The sequence below is a fragment of the Halorubrum rubrum genome (genome assembly GCF_024494685.1).
Taxonomy (GTDB): Archaea; Halobacteriota; Halobacteria; order Halobacteriales; family Haloferacaceae; genus Halorubrum; species Halorubrum rubrum.
Map to the genome: position 1 here is coordinate 170,261 of NZ_JANHDM010000006.1, position 14,710 is coordinate 184,970.

At 70.7% G+C, this 14,710-nt stretch carries 19 protein-coding genes; 9 read left to right on the forward strand and 10 right to left on the reverse strand.

From position 1 onward, the window contains the following. Positions 1-74: 74 nt before the first annotated feature. The 4 genes from NO889_RS08610 to NO889_RS08625 all read left to right on the forward strand — a co-directional run bounded on the left by NO889_RS08610 (position 75) and on the right by NO889_RS08625 (position 2,821). Positions 75-1,043 (forward strand): alpha/beta fold hydrolase, encoded by a 969-nt coding sequence (locus NO889_RS08610; protein WP_256411855.1) that lies wholly within the window; start codon positions 75-77, stop codon positions 1,041-1,043. 131 nt (positions 1,044-1,174) lie between these two features. Next, positions 1,175-1,501: a cupin domain-containing protein gene (locus NO889_RS08615; protein ID WP_256411856.1), complete on the forward strand. Its 327-nt coding sequence runs from the start codon at positions 1,175-1,177 to the stop codon at positions 1,499-1,501. Next, the gene (locus tag NO889_RS08620) at positions 1,501-1,908 is read left to right on the forward strand and encodes a rhodanese-like domain-containing protein (protein ID WP_256411857.1); all 408 of its coding nucleotides are present in this window, start codon (positions 1,501-1,503) and stop codon (positions 1,906-1,908) included. The genes NO889_RS08615 and NO889_RS08620 overlap by 1 nt, the downstream gene beginning before the upstream one ends. Positions 1,909-1,984: 76 nt before the next feature. Further along, on the forward strand, positions 1,985-2,821 hold the full coding sequence (locus NO889_RS08625) for a VOC family protein (RefSeq protein ID WP_256411858.1): 837 nt from the start codon (positions 1,985-1,987) through the stop codon (positions 2,819-2,821). A 102-nt stretch (positions 2,822-2,923) separates the two neighbouring features. On the opposite strand, the gene NO889_RS08630 is transcribed toward NO889_RS08625, so the two are convergent. Together NO889_RS08630 and NO889_RS08635 are read right to left on the reverse strand one after the other, a co-directional pair. Beyond that, positions 2,924-3,763, reverse strand: coding sequence for a COX15/CtaA family protein (locus tag NO889_RS08630; protein WP_256411883.1), 840 nt, complete (start codon positions 3,761-3,763; stop codon positions 2,924-2,926). A 166-nt stretch (positions 3,764-3,929) separates the two neighbouring features. Then, positions 3,930-4,385 carry a DUF5814 domain-containing protein gene (locus tag NO889_RS08635; RefSeq protein WP_256411859.1) on the reverse strand — a complete coding sequence of 152 codons (456 nt, stop codon included), beginning with the start codon at positions 4,383-4,385 and terminating at the stop codon, positions 3,930-3,932. Between the two features lie 89 nt (positions 4,386-4,474). Here NO889_RS08635 and NO889_RS08640 point away from each other — a divergent pair, with 89 nt between their 5' ends. Then, positions 4,475-5,068: a hypothetical protein gene (locus tag NO889_RS08640; protein WP_256411860.1), complete on the forward strand. Its 594-nt coding sequence runs from the start codon at positions 4,475-4,477 to the stop codon at positions 5,066-5,068. 31 nt (positions 5,069-5,099) lie between these two features. Here the strand turns inward: NO889_RS08640 and NO889_RS08645 are convergent, their stop codons facing one another. The 3 genes from NO889_RS08645 to NO889_RS08655 all read right to left on the reverse strand — a co-directional run bounded on the left by NO889_RS08645 (position 5,100) and on the right by NO889_RS08655 (position 8,095). Then, entirely contained in the window at positions 5,100-6,944 is a 1,845-nt protein-coding gene (locus tag NO889_RS08645) for an SLC13 family permease (protein ID WP_256411861.1), read from the reverse strand. Positions 6,945-7,114: 170 nt separating this feature from the next. Next, positions 7,115-7,399 (reverse strand): translation initiation factor eIF-1A, encoded by a 285-nt coding sequence (gene eif1A / locus NO889_RS08650; RefSeq protein WP_066417331.1) that lies wholly within the window; start codon positions 7,397-7,399, stop codon positions 7,115-7,117. Positions 7,400-7,528: 129 nt separating this feature from the next. Then, positions 7,529-8,095, reverse strand: a complete 567-nt coding sequence (locus NO889_RS08655) for a P-loop nucleotide/nucleoside kinase family protein (protein WP_379787505.1) — start codon at positions 8,093-8,095, stop codon at positions 7,529-7,531. Between the two features lie 171 nt (positions 8,096-8,266). Here NO889_RS08655 and NO889_RS08660 point away from each other — a divergent pair, with 171 nt between their 5' ends. The 3 genes from NO889_RS08660 (at position 8,267) to NO889_RS08670 (ending at position 10,394) form a co-directional block, all read left to right on the forward strand. Continuing rightward, positions 8,267-8,392, forward strand: a complete 126-nt coding sequence (locus tag NO889_RS08660; protein ID WP_256411862.1) for a hypothetical protein — start codon at positions 8,267-8,269, stop codon at positions 8,390-8,392. Further along, entirely contained in the window at positions 8,389-9,084 is a 696-nt protein-coding gene (locus NO889_RS08665; protein ID WP_256411863.1) for a carbonic anhydrase, read from the forward strand. The genes NO889_RS08660 and NO889_RS08665 overlap by 4 nt, the downstream gene beginning before the upstream one ends. Positions 9,085-9,155: 71 nt before the next feature. Beyond that, positions 9,156-10,394 carry an outer membrane protein assembly factor BamB family protein gene (locus tag NO889_RS08670; protein WP_256411864.1) on the forward strand — a complete coding sequence of 413 codons (1,239 nt, stop codon included), beginning with the start codon at positions 9,156-9,158 and terminating at the stop codon, positions 10,392-10,394. 242 nt (positions 10,395-10,636) lie between these two features. Here NO889_RS08670 and ndk read toward each other — a convergent pair whose 3' ends face one another. Genes ndk through rpl7ae form a run of 4 tightly spaced genes read right to left on the reverse strand, consistent with a single transcriptional unit; the run spans position 10,637 to position 11,902 of the window. After that, on the reverse strand, positions 10,637-11,116 hold the full coding sequence (ndk, locus tag NO889_RS08675) for a nucleoside-diphosphate kinase (protein ID WP_256411865.1): 480 nt from the start codon (positions 11,114-11,116) through the stop codon (positions 10,637-10,639). Beyond that, positions 11,117-11,305 (reverse strand): 50S ribosomal protein L24e, encoded by a 189-nt coding sequence (locus NO889_RS08680; protein WP_066417355.1) that lies wholly within the window; start codon positions 11,303-11,305, stop codon positions 11,117-11,119. It abuts the gene before it with no gap. A gap of 3 nt (positions 11,306-11,308) precedes the next feature. Further along, the gene (locus tag NO889_RS08685; protein WP_066417357.1) at positions 11,309-11,533 is read right to left on the reverse strand and encodes a 30S ribosomal protein S28e; all 225 of its coding nucleotides are present in this window, start codon (positions 11,531-11,533) and stop codon (positions 11,309-11,311) included. Between the two features lie 6 nt (positions 11,534-11,539). Continuing rightward, the gene (rpl7ae, locus tag NO889_RS08690; protein ID WP_094529274.1) at positions 11,540-11,902 is read right to left on the reverse strand and encodes a 50S ribosomal protein L7Ae; all 363 of its coding nucleotides are present in this window, start codon (positions 11,900-11,902) and stop codon (positions 11,540-11,542) included. A 263-nt stretch (positions 11,903-12,165) separates the two neighbouring features. Between rpl7ae and NO889_RS08695 the strand changes: the two genes are divergently transcribed. Continuing rightward, positions 12,166-13,557: a bifunctional metallophosphatase/5'-nucleotidase gene (locus NO889_RS08695; RefSeq protein ID WP_256411866.1), complete on the forward strand. Its 1,392-nt coding sequence runs from the start codon at positions 12,166-12,168 to the stop codon at positions 13,555-13,557. Positions 13,558-13,743: 186 nt separating this feature from the next. Here the strand turns inward: NO889_RS08695 and NO889_RS08700 are convergent, their stop codons facing one another. Continuing rightward, entirely contained in the window at positions 13,744-14,637 is an 894-nt protein-coding gene (locus NO889_RS08700; protein ID WP_256411867.1) for a tetrahydrofolate dehydrogenase/cyclohydrolase catalytic domain-containing protein, read from the reverse strand. Positions 14,638-14,710: the final 73 nt, after the last annotated feature.

The window sequence follows — 14,710 nt, forward strand, 5'->3', positions numbered from 1 at the left end:
GACCACCGATCCGAGCCGGGAGGCGACGAGCCCGCCGGACGTAGCTATTAGTCGACCGGGACCGATCGGCCGGTATGGCCGACGGCACGGTGGACGATGCGACTGAGGCGACCCCTGACGACGAGGCTCCGGTCGACGAGGTCCCGGCCGACGAGATCCCGGAGGGGATTCCCGGAACGTCCCGGTTCGTCGAGACGAACGGCGTCCGCCTCCACGTCGTCGAGGCGGGTCCCGAAGACGGGAAGCTGCTCGTCCTGCTCCACGGCTTCCCGGAGTTCTGGTACGGCTGGCACGAGACGATCGCCGCGCTCGCGAACGACGGCTACCGCGTCGTCGTGCCCGACCAGCGCGGGTACAACCTCTCGGAGAAGCCCCCGGACGTCGCGGACTACCGGATCGGGGAGCTCGCCCGCGACGTCGTCGGACTGATCGACGCGTACGGGCGGGAGACGGCGGCGGTCGCCGGCCACGACTGGGGAGCCGCCGTCGGCTGGTGGCTCGCGATCCACCACGCCGACCGGCTCTCCGAACTGGTCGCCGTCAACGTCCCGCACCCGACCGTCTTCGAGCGAGCGCTCCGGACCTCCTGGCGGCAGCGCCGGAAGAGCTGGTACGTGCTCGCCTTCCAGCTTCCCCGGCTGCCCGAGTCGATCGCGCGCGCCGGGAACTGGCGGATCGGCGTGCGGGCCTTGCGCGAGACGAGCGATCCGGGGACGTTCGGCGAGGAGGACTTCCGACGGTACCGGCGCGCGTGGGACCGCGACGGCGCGTTCGAGGCGATGGTGAACTGGTACCGGGCCATCGTCCGCGAGCGTCCTAAACCGGACACGCCGCGCGTCGAGGTCCCGACGCTCGTGATATGGGGAGCGAACGACCCGTTTCTCGAGAAACGGCTGGCCGGCGAGAGCCTCGAACACTGCGCCGACGGGCGACTCCTCACGATCGACGACGCGACCCACTGGGTGATCCACGAGGACCCTCATCGCGTCGCGAAGGCGGTCGCCGACCACGCCGACCCGCTGCCGCCGGGCGCGCGGGAGTGAGCGGAGGGAACGGACGGGACGAGGATCGCGAAACGAGCGGGACGAGGACCGCGAAACGGGCGGGACGGGGAGCGGGTCTCGACGCCCTCCCCGCCGACGCGTTTTAACCCCCGCGGCCCGACCCCTCGGGTATGACGCTCGACCGATACGCCGACGCGGTCGACGACCTCGATCCCGACGACGGCGAGGTCGCCACCGCCGAACTCGTCGTCGACGACGACGTGCTCGTGAAGGCGTTCGTTCTCGCTCCAGACGGCGAGATCGACCCGCACGAGCACGCGGACGCGACGAACGTCTTCCACGTCCTCGAGGGGGAACCGACCGTGATCCGTGACGGCGAGTCAGAACGCCTCGCCGCGCCGGCGGTCGTCCACAACGCCCGCGGGGACGTCCACGGAGCCCGAAACGATACCGACGCGCGCGCCGTGCTCACGGCGAGCCTCTGCCCGCTCCCCTGATGGACGGCGAGATCGACCCGGCGGCGCTGGCCGCGCTGCTGGAGGACGGCGAGGACGTTCGGATCGTCGACATCCGCGACCAGCGGGCGTTCGACCGGGGTCACCTCCCCGACAGCGAGTCGATCCCGTTCCCGGAACTCACGACCCGCGTCGCCGAGCTGGAGGGCGCGGACCGGATCGTGACGGTCTGTCCCCACGGGATCGCGAGCCGGCAGGCCGCCCAGCTGATCGGCAGCTACCAGGGGACCACCGACGCCCGCGTAGAGAGCCTCCGCGGCGGCGTGGAGGCGTGGCAGGAGGGCGGTCACGAGATGGAGACGTCGTCCGACGAGGGTGCCGGAGACGACGAGCGTTCGGACGGCGAGCGCGGCGACGGCGCGGAGGAGGGCCCGGACGCGCCGTTCTGATCGGGACCGGTTTCGGGACGTCCGCGATCGGCGTGGTCGCCGGAACGTATTTGCCGGTCGCTTCCGGCCTGCCGGTATGGACCTCCGCATCGATCACGTCACGGTCGCGGGGCGGGACCTTGACCGGCTCGTCGAGGCGTTCGCCGCGGCGGGCTTCCCGGTCGAGTACGGGGGTCGGCACTCGAACGGCGTCACGCACATGTCGATCGTCGGGTTCCGCGACGGGAGTTATCTCGAACTCATCTCGACGCTGGAGCCCGACGCCGACTCCCCGTGGTGGGACGCTCCCATCCGCGGGGACGGCGGCCCCTGTGCGTGGGCGGTCGACGCCCAGGACATCGACGCCGCGAGCGCCGACCTCCGCGACCGCGGCGTCCGCGTCGAGGGGCCCTCGGGACACGAGCGAACCCGCGAGAACGGGACCCTCGTCGCGTGGGACCTCGCCTACCTGGGGGAGGGCGACCCCGGCTCGACGCTCCCGTTCCTCATCAGCGACCGAACTCCGCGGGAGCGACGGGTTCGACCGACCGGCGATCTGGCGTCGTCGCCGGTCGTCGGGGTTGACACGGTCGTGCTCGCCGTTCCCGACCTCGACGCCGCGGTCGAGACGTTCGAGGCCGCGTTCGACGCCGGCGACCCGGACGTCGGGGAGAGCCACGCGCTGGACGCGGAGACGGCGTCGTTTCCGGATCTGCCGGTCGTGCTCGCGACACCGCGCGGGGACGGCCCGCTCGCCGACCGGCTCGACGAGTTCGGCCCGCGTCCGGTCGCGTACCTGATCGGATACGAGGGCGACCGTCCCGGATTCACCGGCCTCGAGCCGGGATCGATCGGGGACCGCTCGGTCGAGTGGGCCCCGGTGACGTACCCTGTCGGTCGTCGCTATCTCGGGTTCGTCGAGGTCGACCCTTGACGTCCTCTCCGCGCTGAAGCGCGAGGCGTTCTCCGTGGGTCTCCGTAAGTTGGGTAGTTCACAGCGCGTCCCTGCCGAGGGGGTCACCGAGGTCGCCGACCGCTAGTCGCCGCCGATCGCCGTCGATCTCTCGGCCGCGGCGTCGGAGCCCCGGAGCACCCACGCCGCGCCGGCGGCGAGCGCGAACGCGAGTGCGAGCGTGACGAGGTTCACCCGCTGCCACGTCGTGGTGTACAACACCAGGTCGCGACCCAGAAGCAGGGTGACGACGAGCGCCGCCATGGCCCCGGCCGCAAGCCGGCGAACCGTCCGGGCGGCCGAGGGCGCGAGCCCGGAGACCCCGCCGTCGATCGCGTCGGTCGCGGCCACGAGGGTCGCGACGAGTCCGAGATGTGCGCTCAGGCCGGCGACGTAGAACGCCCCCTGCGCGCCCGGCGAGTAGGTGAGGAACGGCACCGCTCGCGAGAAGACGGCGCTCGCGAGGACCCCCGCGATCGCGACGCCGAGCGCGAGCCGCAGGAGCCGGGCGGACCCGGCGCGCTCGCCGCCCCACATCGTCGCCAAGCCGAGCAGCGTGAAGATGCACAGCGCGACGATCAGGTGGGCGGCGTGCGTCGACACCGTGTATCCGCCGGGGACGAGCCCGCCGATCGTGACCGTGATCGCGCCGACCGCGATCTGGACCGGGAGGATCGCGACCGCGAGCGTCGTCGCGAGCCGCGTCTGCCGGTCGAACGAACCGATCCAGCTCCACCCGGCCACGCCGATGATCAGGAAGCCCGTCACCATGGCCCACACGCGGTGGAACCACTCGATGAAGTCAGGGTTGATCGTCATCGCGGGGATGAGCTGGTCCGAACAGAGCGGCCACTGGGCCTGACACGCCAGTCCGGAGCCCGTCGCCGCGGTGTAGACGCCGAGCGCGAACAGCGTCAGCGTCATCCCCGTCGTCGCCGCCGCGTACCGCCGGAACGTAAGCCACGCGGGCCGAAGACTCATTGTCCGGGATCGGGCTCGCGCGTACTTAGACCGTTCGACCGATCCGGACCGCTGGGAAGGGATCGGCGGTCGTCCCGACCGACTCGGGCGAGGCGATCAGCCGAAGCGATCAGCCGGAGAGCTGATCGCGGGCGCGCCGCGCCTTCGCCGACATCTCCTCGTTGCCCTCGACGTCCGCCAGGGTCTCGACGGCCTCCAGCTTCCTGACCGCGTCGTCGAGGAACGACCGCACGTCGCCGGCGTACGCGTACACCATGTAGTCGTCGGTCATCACGTCGACGATCGCGCCGGGACCGAGCCCCTGTGCGCGAAGCTCAAGCACGTACCGGATGAACTTCCGCTCGGCACAGCCGCAGTAGGGGTTCGACTGGCAGTCGCAGTCGAGGAAGTCCTCGGCGAAATCCAAGATCCGGTCGCGGGTGGTCGAGTCGAGCTTCGAGAGCCCGTCGCCGGTGAACAGCATGTCGAGCGTCGCGCCCGCGAACGCGCCCTTGGGGACGTTCGTCTCCAGCTGGGAGGCGAGCTGGCGGTGGTTCTTCACGTAGATCTTGTCGGTGAACGCCACGGCTTACCCACGGTAGGCGACGGGGGCTCAAAAGGGGCGTGGTCGCCCGTGCCGTGCGCTTAAGCGGCCACGACGCCAACTACGGCCGAATGGCCGAGCAGCCCTCCGAGGAGCGTGGATCGGTCGAGGCGGCGGATACGGCTGGGCTGACCGACGACGACGCCGACTCCGCCGACGCCGCCGTCGACGCGGACCTCAAGCGTCGGCTCCGGGAGGCGTACCTCAACGACGAGGAGGACGCGCTGGTCGTGACCGCGGTCCGAATGGACGGCGACGAGGTCGTCGTCGAGACCCGGCCGCCACACGGCGAGACGACCCACGTCGAGCGGTTCGACGCGCCGCGACACGGGTCGCTCGAGGAGTGTACGGAGTTCCTCGCGCTCCTCGAGGCCGCGGGCGTCTCCCCGCTCGATCTCGACGACCTCGTCGGCGCGCGCGTGCCGGCGACGTTCGACCCCGAGACGGGGTGGCGCGTGAGGCGGGCGACCGATCGGACCGCAGCGGGTGACGCCGCAAGCGACGACTCCGACCCCGCAAACGCCCCGACTGCTCGGCGAACCGTCCGATCGGGGTGGTCGGCGACCGTCGCGTGGGTCCGCGAGTACCGCGACTGGGTGATCGCGGTCCTCTTGGTCGGCGGGGAACTGCTCTTCATCGCGTTGATCGTCCTCCTGTTCGCGTGAGTCGGCGCGGGCCGCCAAGCAACCGAACGGCTCAGATCCCCCAGATCGCGACGATCCCGAGGGTGGTCACGACCGAGAGCAGGAGCTGGAGCGGGCCGCCGACGCGCAGGAAGTCGGCGAACTCGTAGCCGCCGGGGCCGTACACCATCAGATTCGTCTGGTAGCCGACCGGCGTCATGAAGGAGGTCGCGGACGCGAAGGTCACGGCGAGCAGGAACGTGAATCCGTCGGCGTCGAGCCTCGCCGCCGCGTCGACCGCGATCGGGATCATCAACACGATCGTCGCCACCGGCGTGATCACGTTCGCGAGCAGGCCCGTGACGACGTAGAACAACAGCAGCACGGCCACGAGCGGGAGCACGGAGCCGGTCGCCACGAGCGCCTCGGCGAGGAGCGCGGCTCCGCCGGTCGCCTCCATCGCGAGTCCGAGCGGGATCACCCCGGCCAGGAGGAAGACGACGTTCCAAGAGACGGCGTCGTAGGCGTCCGCCGAGGAGAGACAGCCCGTGACGACCATCGCGAACACCCCGCCGAGCGCGGCGATCACGATCGGGAGGACGTCGAGGGCGGCCAGCCCGACCACGGCGACCATGATCGCGACGGCGACGGGCGTCTCCGGCGAGAGCGGGGCGAGCGCCCCCGCGTCCGCCTCGTCGAGCCGGTCGAGCGCGTCCTCGGGGATCACGAGGAGGTCGTCGCCCTCGGCGAAGTACTCGACCGACTCCGGCGTGGTCTGAACCAGGAGCAGGTCGCCGGCCTCCAGAGGGACCTCCCCGACGCCGGTCCGGATCAGGTCGCTCCCCCGCCGGATCGCGAGCACCGTCATGCCGTGGAACGCCTCCAAGCGGGACTCGGAGAGGGTTTCGCCGAGGAACCGCGACGTCTCGGGGACGACGGCCTTCCCGAGCCGGTCTGGCGAGTCGGCGTCGGCGAACGTCTCCGCCGTGACCCCGCCGCGGTCGGCGCGCTCCAGCCCGAACCGCCGCCGCAGCCGGTTCACCGCGGTCCGCGAGCCGTTGACGACGACCACGTCGCCGGGTCGAAACCGCTGGTCGGTCTCCGCGGCGAGGAACGTCTCCCCGTTTCGCCGGATCTGAAGCGGGGTCACGGCCGCGTCGGTCCGGTCGTCCAGCCGCTCGATCGGGCGATCGACCAGCGGCGACTCCGGGCCGACCTCGAGTTCCGCGAGGAAGTCCTCGAGCTCGAACTCCTCGACCAGGTCCGCGTCGACCGGGATCCGCGCCGGGGTGAGCCACCGGCCGACGGTCATGAGGTACGCCAGCCCGACGACGAGCACGACCGCGCCGAGCGCGGTGAACTCGAACATCCCGATCGGTCCCCGGTCGAGCAACGTGGCGGCGAACTCGCTGGCCAGCAGGTTCGTCGAGGTGCCGATCAGCGTCAGCGTGCCGCCGAGGATCGCGGCGTATGACAGCGGCAGGAGGAGCTTCGAGGGGGAGACGCCGGTCTCGCGCGCCAGGTCGGTGATCATCGGGATGAACACCGCGACGACCGGGGTGTTGTTTATGAGCCCCGCGATCGGACCGGTAGTCCCGATCGTCGCCGCCAGCGCGCGCGTCTCGCTGCCGCGGGTGATCCGCGCGAGGTGGATCCCGAGCCGCTGGACCAGTCCCGTCCGCTGGACCCCGGCGCTCAGCATGTACATCGCCACGATGGTGACCGTCGCGGTGTTCGCGAACCCGGAGATGGCCGCGCGCGCTCCGACGCCGGTCCACGGCTCCAAGGCCGCGAGCGCGACGACGATCCCGATCGCGGTGACGTCGTTGGGGATGACCTCGGAGACGAACAGCGCCAGCGCGACGCCGATCAGCGCGAAGACGACGAGCGCGGCGGTCGGAACGCCGGCGAGAGCCATGACCTACCACAGTCGGACCGGCGGTATATCGTTTCGGTCGAGCGCGGCAACGCGACTGTTCGCGGCAGCACGGCTGTTGGCGGCGGAGCGGTCGCTCGGAACGGAGCTACCCTCGCGGCGAAGCGGTCGCTCGCCCCTCGGCGTGCGACTCGGAGAAGCGGCGCGTCGTACTATTCGATGTGGCCTTCACGGCGGAGCTGGTCGGCCTGGTCGTCGGTGTAGCGCCACTCGACGTTGGCCTTCTCGTCCTGCCAGGACCACGGCTCCGCGAGGACGACGTCGCCCTCGTTGATCCACGTGCGATACTTCATTCGACCGGGGATCCGCCCCAGCCGCTCCTTGCCGTCCACACACCGGAGGCGGACGTGGTTGCCGCCGAGGTGCTCGGTCACGACGGCGAACACTTCGTCATCTGAGGGCATTCGGAGGTTCCGACGCCCGGATTCTTCGCTCACGCCGTTCGGTAGGAGGCACGTCCGTATAAGTGGTGGGAGACGCGAGCGCGCGAGAACCATGGGTATCGGTGTCATGACACGGTGTCTGTGTCACGAGAGGCGCTGCCATGCGTTCGGGACCATCGGGAGTCACCCGAAAACGACGTCGACCTGCGCGCGCGTCTCCGCCTCGTCGCCGGAGTTGTCGACGACGACCACGTCACCGTCCGTACCGCGGGCGGAGTCGTCCGCGTCGATCCGATCGAACGTCTCCTTGAAGTGGAGGTGGACGTCGAAGTCGGCGTCGCTTATCCCGTCGCGGCGGCGGATCCGCTCCTCGACGACGGATTCCTCGCACTCGACTTTCACGAGCGCGAACCGGTCGGCCGCGCGGTCCGCGGTCTCGCTCGCGGCGACACGGAACCGCTCGTCCGCGAACGTGGCGTCGAGGACGATCGACTCCCCCTCGGCCACGCGATCGCGGGCGCGGTCGAGGAGCTCATCGTACACCGCCTCGGTCTCCTCCTCGGCGTAGGTCGGCTCGGGAAACAGCTCCTTGCGGATCACGTCCGTGCGCAGGACCCGTCCGTCGACGTGTTCGGCCACCCGTTCCGCGACCGTCGTCTTCCCGACGCCCGGCAGCCCGCAGACGACGACGAGATCCCCCGTCCCGGATCCGTCCTGACTCATTCGAGAGGAGGGTCCGTCGAGACGCACATGAACCTTCCCCTCGGCCGGCGGAGGCCGGACCGGGCGAGCCGGGGGCGGTGAGCGGACCGGGCGAGCCGGGGGCGGTGAGCGGACCGGGCGAGCCGGGGGCGGTGAGCGGACCGAGCGACCGGGCGATCGAGCGAAGCCTTCAAATCTCGTCCGGGCGACCGCACTCTCATGGACGCACTCACCTTCGAGCAGGAGACGGAGCACCTCTCGCCGATCGTCGTCGTCGCGACGATCGCGTTGATCGCCGTCTTCGTCGTCGGGCTGATCTATCAGGCGGTCGGCCTCGCGGTATGAGCCGCGAACTCCTCGCCGAACTGCTCGACCGCAACGACGACCACGTCGCCGCGCTCGCGAACGACGCGTTCGACGGCCAGCGCGACGCCCAGCGGCCGCCGGTCGTCTCCGTCTGTTGTTCCGACTCGCGCGTCTCCCAGGAGGGCATGTGGGCGGTCGACCGACCGGGATTCCTCTTCACCGCCGGCAACATCGGCAACCGGGTCGGCGTGGCGGTGGACGGCGGCCACGTCCTCGACGGCAGCGTCGCGTACCCCCTTGAGTACACCGACACGGGCGTGCTCGCAGTCGTCGGCCACACCGGCTGCGGCGCGGTCGGCGCGGCGCTCGACGCGGTCCGAACCGGGGCGTATCCGGAGCAGCCGGGGGTCAGGGCGGACGTCGAGGAACTCGTCCCGATCGTCGAGGCGGGGCTCGACGACCCCGCCGTCGTCGACGGCAACGAGGACGTCTCCGTGCGGAACCGGCTCGTCGAGCACAACGTCCACGAGCAGGTCGCCTTCGCCGTCGAGGACGCCGGCGTCGACGCCGACGTGTACGGGTTCGTCTACGACTTCCACGGGGCGTACGGCGACCGCGACGGGGCGACGTACCTGGTGAACGCGAACGGCGACCGTGAAATCGACGCGCTCCGTGAACTGGCCGGCGGGAAGCGCGCGGACCGCGTCGGGAGCCTCCTCGCCGACGACTGAGCCGGAAGCGGCGCGGATCCCTCCCGACCGCATCCGACAGTCGTATGCCGCCACCGGCCGAATCACCGGTGATGGACCGCCGAGTCCTGTTCGCGATCCTGATCCTGTTCGCCGGCGGCGCGACCGGCGTCGGCGTCGCCACGTTCGCGTTCGTCGGTTTCGACGACGCGAACACCGAAGCCACGGTCGTCTGGAAGTCCGAACCCGCCGCGGGCGACGACGGTACCGGGACCGCGACCGTCGACGTCGACGGCGAGACCAGGGTCGTCCAGCCGACCGTCGAGGGCGGCGACCGCGCCGTTCGCGCCGTGACTCCGGGCGAGGGACGGGCGTGGACGACGCGGATATCTGGGGACGCGGACGGGAGCGACGGGAACGATGGTGACCCGGTCGCCGTGAGTCGGCTCGAAACCGGCACGCTCACCGGGGATCCGGTGGTCGCACTGACGACCGCGCGCGGCGAACTCGTCGTGTTGAACGCCACCGACGGCGACGAGCGGTTCGTCGTCGATCTCGAGGGCTCCGGCGGCGTCGTTCCGACGATCGGCGATCCGACCGGCGACGGCGCGAACCTCGTGGTCGCGACCACCACGGACGGCTCGGTGCTCGCGGTCGGCGCCGACGGCGACCAGGTCTTCGAGGCGTCGATCGACGGACGGGTCGAACGACGGCCGCTCGTCGTCGAACCCGATCCCGACCCCGACGGGCGCGAGGACCCGATCCCCGGCGGCGTCGCGGTGTCGACGGCGGGAACGTCCCCCGGAACCGTTCACCTCCTCGACGAGTCGGGCGAGGCGCGCTGGACGGCGACCCCGACGGTGACGGCGGTCGACTGGACCGTCGCGGAGACGCGGCGCGGCCCGATCCTGTCGCTCGGCGGCTCCGACGGGACCCTTGAGGCGCTGGAGGTCGCGGACGGCTCCTCGCGGTACGAGGTCGGCCTCCAGGACCGTCCCGTCGCCGTGGGTGACGCCAACGGCGGGCAGATCCTCGTCGGCGGCGTCGGGAGCGTCTGGGCGGTCAACTTACTCGACGGCGAGGTCATCTGGAAACAACAGTACGGCGGGCAGACCCGCGTGAACGCGCCCGGCGTCGGAGACGTCGCCGGCGACGACACGCCGGAATCCGCCGCGGTCAATCGGGAGGGCGAGGTGCTGGGGTTGACCCGCAACGGCGAGGTCGTCGTCCGTGGAGGGATCCCGGAGACGGTCGTGTACGCGGGCCCGCTTTTCGCCGACGCGAACGACGACGGGACCGACGAGATCCTCGTCGTCGACCGGAACGGCGTCGTGCGGGCGTTGTCGACGTAGCGGCGAGTCACGCGACGGCGCTCGGCAGATCGCGTTGCGGGTTCGCCCCGCTCACGTACGGCTTACGCGCTCGTTCATATACGCCGAGAAACGGATGATCGGATGACGACGAGGGGATGGTCGGCGTGTTTCACCGGAAACGAGGTGTGTCAACGAGGCGGGCGCTAGGCGGTCGTCGGGTGGTCCCGGCGAAGAACCGGCCGGGGTCGGCCGTCGGCAGGGTGTCGAGGTCGGCGTTCGTCTCAGTGATCCTCGTCTTCGTACACCCACGCCGCGGTGTCGAGGGCGTACTCGACGAGGTCGTCGTCGTCGAAGAACAGGTCGATCTCGCGTTCGTTCGCGCCCTCGTCCTCGTGGTCCGACGCGTGGATCACGTTGTGACCGAGGTCGAGCCCGAAGTCGCCGCGGATCGTGCCGGGCGCGGACTCGGCGGGGTCGGTCTCGCCGACCATCGCGCGGACCTGCCGGGTCGCGTCCGCGCCCTCCCAGACCATCGCGAAGACGGGTCCGGAGGTGATGAACTCGACGAGGCCGTCGAAAAAGGGCTTGTCGGCGTGTTCGCCGTAGTGTTCGTGGGCGAGATCCTCGTCGATGCGCATGAACTTGCCGCCGACGAGCTTCAGCCCGCGCTCCTCGAATCGGGAGACGATCTCGCCGATGAGCCCGCGCTGGACCCCGTCGGGCTTGACCATCACGAAGGTGCGCTCGTCGTGGTGGCTCATCTACTCGCCACCCTCGTTGCGCCCCTCCTCGGTCCACTCGAGGTCGCGCGCCTCGCGGCCGAGGAAGTAGTTCTTCTCCGCCTTCGAGTCGACGAAGTGGAGGATCTGTCCGTTCGTCTTCACGAACATCGTGCCCGTGCCGGGCTCGATCTCCTCGCCGGTGTAGTCACAGGTGCGTGTCTCGACCATGGGTTATCGCCCTCCGATGGCGTCGGCGTCGCGCTGGGTCTCGCGCAACTGGAGTACGTCGCCCAGCCGGACGGGACCCAGGACGTTCCGCGTGATGATCCGTCCCTGGTTCGATCCCTCCTGGATGCGGCATTTGACCTGCATGGCCTCGCCGTGCATCCCGGTCTTGCCGACGACCTCGATCACCTCGGCGGTGGTCGAATCGCCGGTTCCCTCTTCTGCGCTCATGGGTGGTTATCGGAGCTCCGCGACCTTCTCGCCGATGTCCTCGATGTCGTCTGCGGCGTCGCCGGCCTCGACGACGGCGGCGGCGGCGGAGCCGACCTCGAGGCCCGCGGCGTGGCCGACCTCGTCCTGGGTGTCGACGAAGACGACCGGGATCCCCTTCTCCTCGGCGAGCTCGGGGAGGTGCATCACGATCTCCTCGGGCGAGACGTCCTCGGCGACGAGGACGAGCTTCGCGTTGCCGCGCTCGACGGACTTGGTGGTCTCGTTCGTTCCCTTCTTTACGGTACCGGTGTCTCGGGCGACCTCGAACGCCTCGAGCGATCGCTCGGCGAGGTCGGCCGGGGTGTCGTAGTCTACGTAAACTGGCATGTGTTGTTCACCTATGTCCTCCGTGTGGGCTCGCGTGTCCGTCCCGTGGTCGGTCCCTATCGGAACGGCACATCATCGACCCCACAGAGGGTGTACACCGGGATACTCTTGGACAGCATAAAAGCGCTTTCAAAGCGCTCGGGAGGCGTGCGAGGGCGTGACGGGGAGATTCGGATCACGGCGGGGACGGCTCGCCGCTCGCGAGTCGCCCGCGATCCGCTTGCGATCGTTTTTGTTCGCTCCCCTCGGAGGGCCGCCCACGCATGGCTCGTCTCCTCCACTACTCCGACATCGAGAACGTCTTCGACGTCCCCGAACGGGCGGCCCGGCTGGCCGGCCGGATCCGCGACCTCGACGGCCCCGACGCCGCGGTCGTCGCCACCGGCGACACCACCGCGCCCGGCGTCCTCTCGCTGGTCGCGAAGGGCCGCCAGACGATCGACTTCTACGCGGCCACCGACACCCTCCTCGACACGTTCGGCAACCACGAGTTCGACTACGGTCCCGACGCCCTCCGCGGACTCGTCGACGACGCGCCGATCGAGTTCGTCTCCGCGAACGTCCGCGACGAGGACGGCGAGCCCTTCGGCCGTCGGGAGGGGGTCGTCCCGTGGACGACCCGCGCCGTCGACGGCGCGACCGTGGGGTTCGTGGGCGTCACCGACCCCGCGACCGACTCGCTCAACCCGATGGCCGCGCCGCTCTCGTTCGACGACCCGGTCGCGGCCGCGCGCGAGGCGCTCGACGACCTCGCACGCGAGGGGCCCGAGGTCGACCACCGGGTCGTCCTCTCACACCTCGGCGGCGGCGACGACGACCTCGCCCGCGAGCTCGACGTGGACGTGGTTCTCGGCGGCCACGTCCACAGCCGCCGGAACGACCGCGTCGACGGGACCCTCCTCGTCCGGCCGGGCGTGAACGGCGAGGCCGTCGCCGAGGTCGACCTCGGCGACCCGGCGGACCCCGACGCCCCCGCCACGGCGACGCTGTACGAGCCCGACGGAGCCGAGCCGCACGCGAACCTCGAGGGGGCGCTCGCCGAGCGGATGGGCGCGGCCGACCTCGGCGAGGTCGTCGACCGCGTCGCGGAGCCGATCGAACGGACCGGCGCGGTCGTCCACGGCGGGGAGTGCCGCGTCGGCAACTTCGTCGCCGACGCGTTCCGGTGGGCGCACGACGCCGACGTGGGGCTCTCGAACGCCGGGGGGCTCCGGCAGGGCGACCCGTGGACGGGCGAGGTGACGAAGGCGGACCTCATCAGCCTCATCCCCTTCGAGGAGCCGGTCGTGCTCACGTCGGTCACCGGCGAGGAGCTACGGGCCGTCCTCCGGGAGATGGCCGCGCCCGACGTCGACTTCGGCGAGGACGACTGGTGGCACGGCCACGTCTCGAACGCGCGGGTCGTCTGGGACGCCGCCGCGGAGGAGATAGTCGAGGCGACCGTCGACGGCGACGCGATCGACCCGGACGCCCGGTACGCCGTCGCCACCTCCGAGTACCTGCTCCACTCGGACCACGAGTACCCGACGCTCGAGGAACGCCACCGAGTCGGCGAGGCCGACATCCAGTACGAGGTGCTCGCCGACTTCGCCCGCGAGCGCGGGATCGACCCCGAGATCGAGGGCCGGATCGAGATCCGGAACCGGGAGGAGTGAGCTACGGGAATCGACGATCGGTGACCGAGATACTGTCGAATTCGTTGGTGCGGTGGCGAGTGCCTCCGAGCACCCGGCAGGTGCGAGGAGCCCGCGCGACGAGGCTGGGGAGGCGCGAGGTGCGGGGCCGTGCGGGGCGTTCCGAGTGAGACGGGACGCAACGGGAACGCGGCCGCGACGCCAGGTTCAGTCCAGATCGATCGCCACGTCGTGCTGGCGGCCCGCCGCCTTCACCGTGTTGTACAGGAGCATCGCGCGGGTCATCGGCCCGACGCCGCCGGGGACGGGCGTGATCGCGCCCGCGACCTCGCTCGCGGAGTCGTAGTCGACGTCGCCGACGAGGTCGTACCCCTTCTCCGTGTCCGCGTCGACCCGGTTTATCCCCACGTCGATCACGGTCGCGCCCGCCTTCAGCATCGAGCCGTCGACGAACTCCGGGATCCCCGCGGCGGCGACCACGAGGTCGGCGTCGGCGAGCTTCCCCTCTAGCTCCTCCGTCCGCGAGTGACAGACGGTCACGGTGGCGTTCCCCTGCGGGGCCTTCTGGATCAGGAGGTTCGCCATCGGCTTGCCGACGATGTCGGAGCGGCCGACGACGACCGCGTCGGCCCCCTCGGTCTCGACGTCGTAGGCGGCGAGCAGCTTCTGGACGCCGTGGGGCGTACACGGCTTGTACCGGGCGTCGCCCGCGACGAGCCGGCCGACGTTCTCGGGGTGGAAGCCGTCCACGTCCTTCTCGGGGTCGATCCGCCGGAGCACCTCGCGCTTCTCGACGTGGTCGGGGACGGGAAGCTGAACCAAGATTCCGTGAACGTCCGGGCGCTCGTTGAGGTCGTCGATGGTCTCGAACAGCTCGGCGGCTGGCGCGTCGGCGTCGACGTCGACGTGGATCCCCTCGATGCCGACCTCCTCGCAGTCGCGCTGTTTCATCGAGACGTACGTCTCGCTCGCGGGGTCGTCGCTCATCAGCACGGTCGCCAGGCCGGGGGTCACGCCCGCGTCCGCGAGCGTCTCCACGCAGCCGGCCACGTCGGATCGAACGTCGGCCGCCACCGCCTCGCCGTCGATGACCTCGGTCATACCCGAACGGGGTGCCGGGAGAGATAAAAGGCATCTGGGATCGTTCGAAGGGACGGCTGGGGCCCGTGAGTGG

What these genes read in the sequence shown, in the direction of transcription:
- NO889_RS08610 (WP_256411855.1), top strand. Translation starts at nt 75, where the DNA reads ATGGCCGACGGCACGGTGGACGATGCGACTGAGGCGACCCCTGACGAC.
- NO889_RS08615 (WP_256411856.1), top strand. Translation starts at nt 1,175, where the DNA reads ATGACGCTCGACCGATACGCCGACGCGGTCGACGACCTCGATCCCGAC.
- NO889_RS08620 (WP_256411857.1), top strand. Translation starts at nt 1,501, where the DNA reads ATGGACGGCGAGATCGACCCGGCGGCGCTGGCCGCGCTGCTGGAGGAC.
- NO889_RS08625 (WP_256411858.1), top strand. Translation starts at nt 1,985, where the DNA reads ATGGACCTCCGCATCGATCACGTCACGGTCGCGGGGCGGGACCTTGAC.
- NO889_RS08630 (WP_256411883.1), bottom strand. Translation starts at nt 3,763, where the DNA reads ATGACGCTGACGCTGTTCGCGCTCGGCGTCTACACCGCGGCGACGGGC.
- NO889_RS08640 (WP_256411860.1), top strand. Translation starts at nt 4,475, where the DNA reads ATGGCCGAGCAGCCCTCCGAGGAGCGTGGATCGGTCGAGGCGGCGGAT.
- NO889_RS08645 (WP_256411861.1), bottom strand. Translation starts at nt 6,944, where the DNA reads ATGGCTCTCGCCGGCGTTCCGACCGCCGCGCTCGTCGTCTTCGCGCTG.
- NO889_RS08660 (WP_256411862.1), top strand. Translation starts at nt 8,267, where the DNA reads ATGGACGCACTCACCTTCGAGCAGGAGACGGAGCACCTCTCGCCGATC.
- NO889_RS08665 (WP_256411863.1), top strand. Translation starts at nt 8,389, where the DNA reads ATGAGCCGCGAACTCCTCGCCGAACTGCTCGACCGCAACGACGACCAC.
- NO889_RS08670 (WP_256411864.1), top strand. Translation starts at nt 9,156, where the DNA reads ATGGACCGCCGAGTCCTGTTCGCGATCCTGATCCTGTTCGCCGGCGGC.
- ndk (WP_256411865.1), bottom strand. Translation starts at nt 11,116, where the DNA reads ATGAGCCACCACGACGAGCGCACCTTCGTGATGGTCAAGCCCGACGGG.
- NO889_RS08680 (WP_066417355.1), bottom strand. Translation starts at nt 11,305, where the DNA reads ATGGTCGAGACACGCACCTGTGACTACACCGGCGAGGAGATCGAGCCC.
- NO889_RS08685 (WP_066417357.1), bottom strand. Translation starts at nt 11,533, where the DNA reads ATGAGCGCAGAAGAGGGAACCGGCGATTCGACCACCGCCGAGGTGATC.
- rpl7ae (WP_094529274.1), bottom strand. Translation starts at nt 11,902, where the DNA reads ATGCCAGTTTACGTAGACTACGACACCCCGGCCGACCTCGCCGAGCGA.
- NO889_RS08695 (WP_256411866.1), top strand. Translation starts at nt 12,166, where the DNA reads ATGGCTCGTCTCCTCCACTACTCCGACATCGAGAACGTCTTCGACGTC.
- NO889_RS08700 (WP_256411867.1), bottom strand. Translation starts at nt 14,637, where the DNA reads ATGACCGAGGTCATCGACGGCGAGGCGGTGGCGGCCGACGTTCGATCC.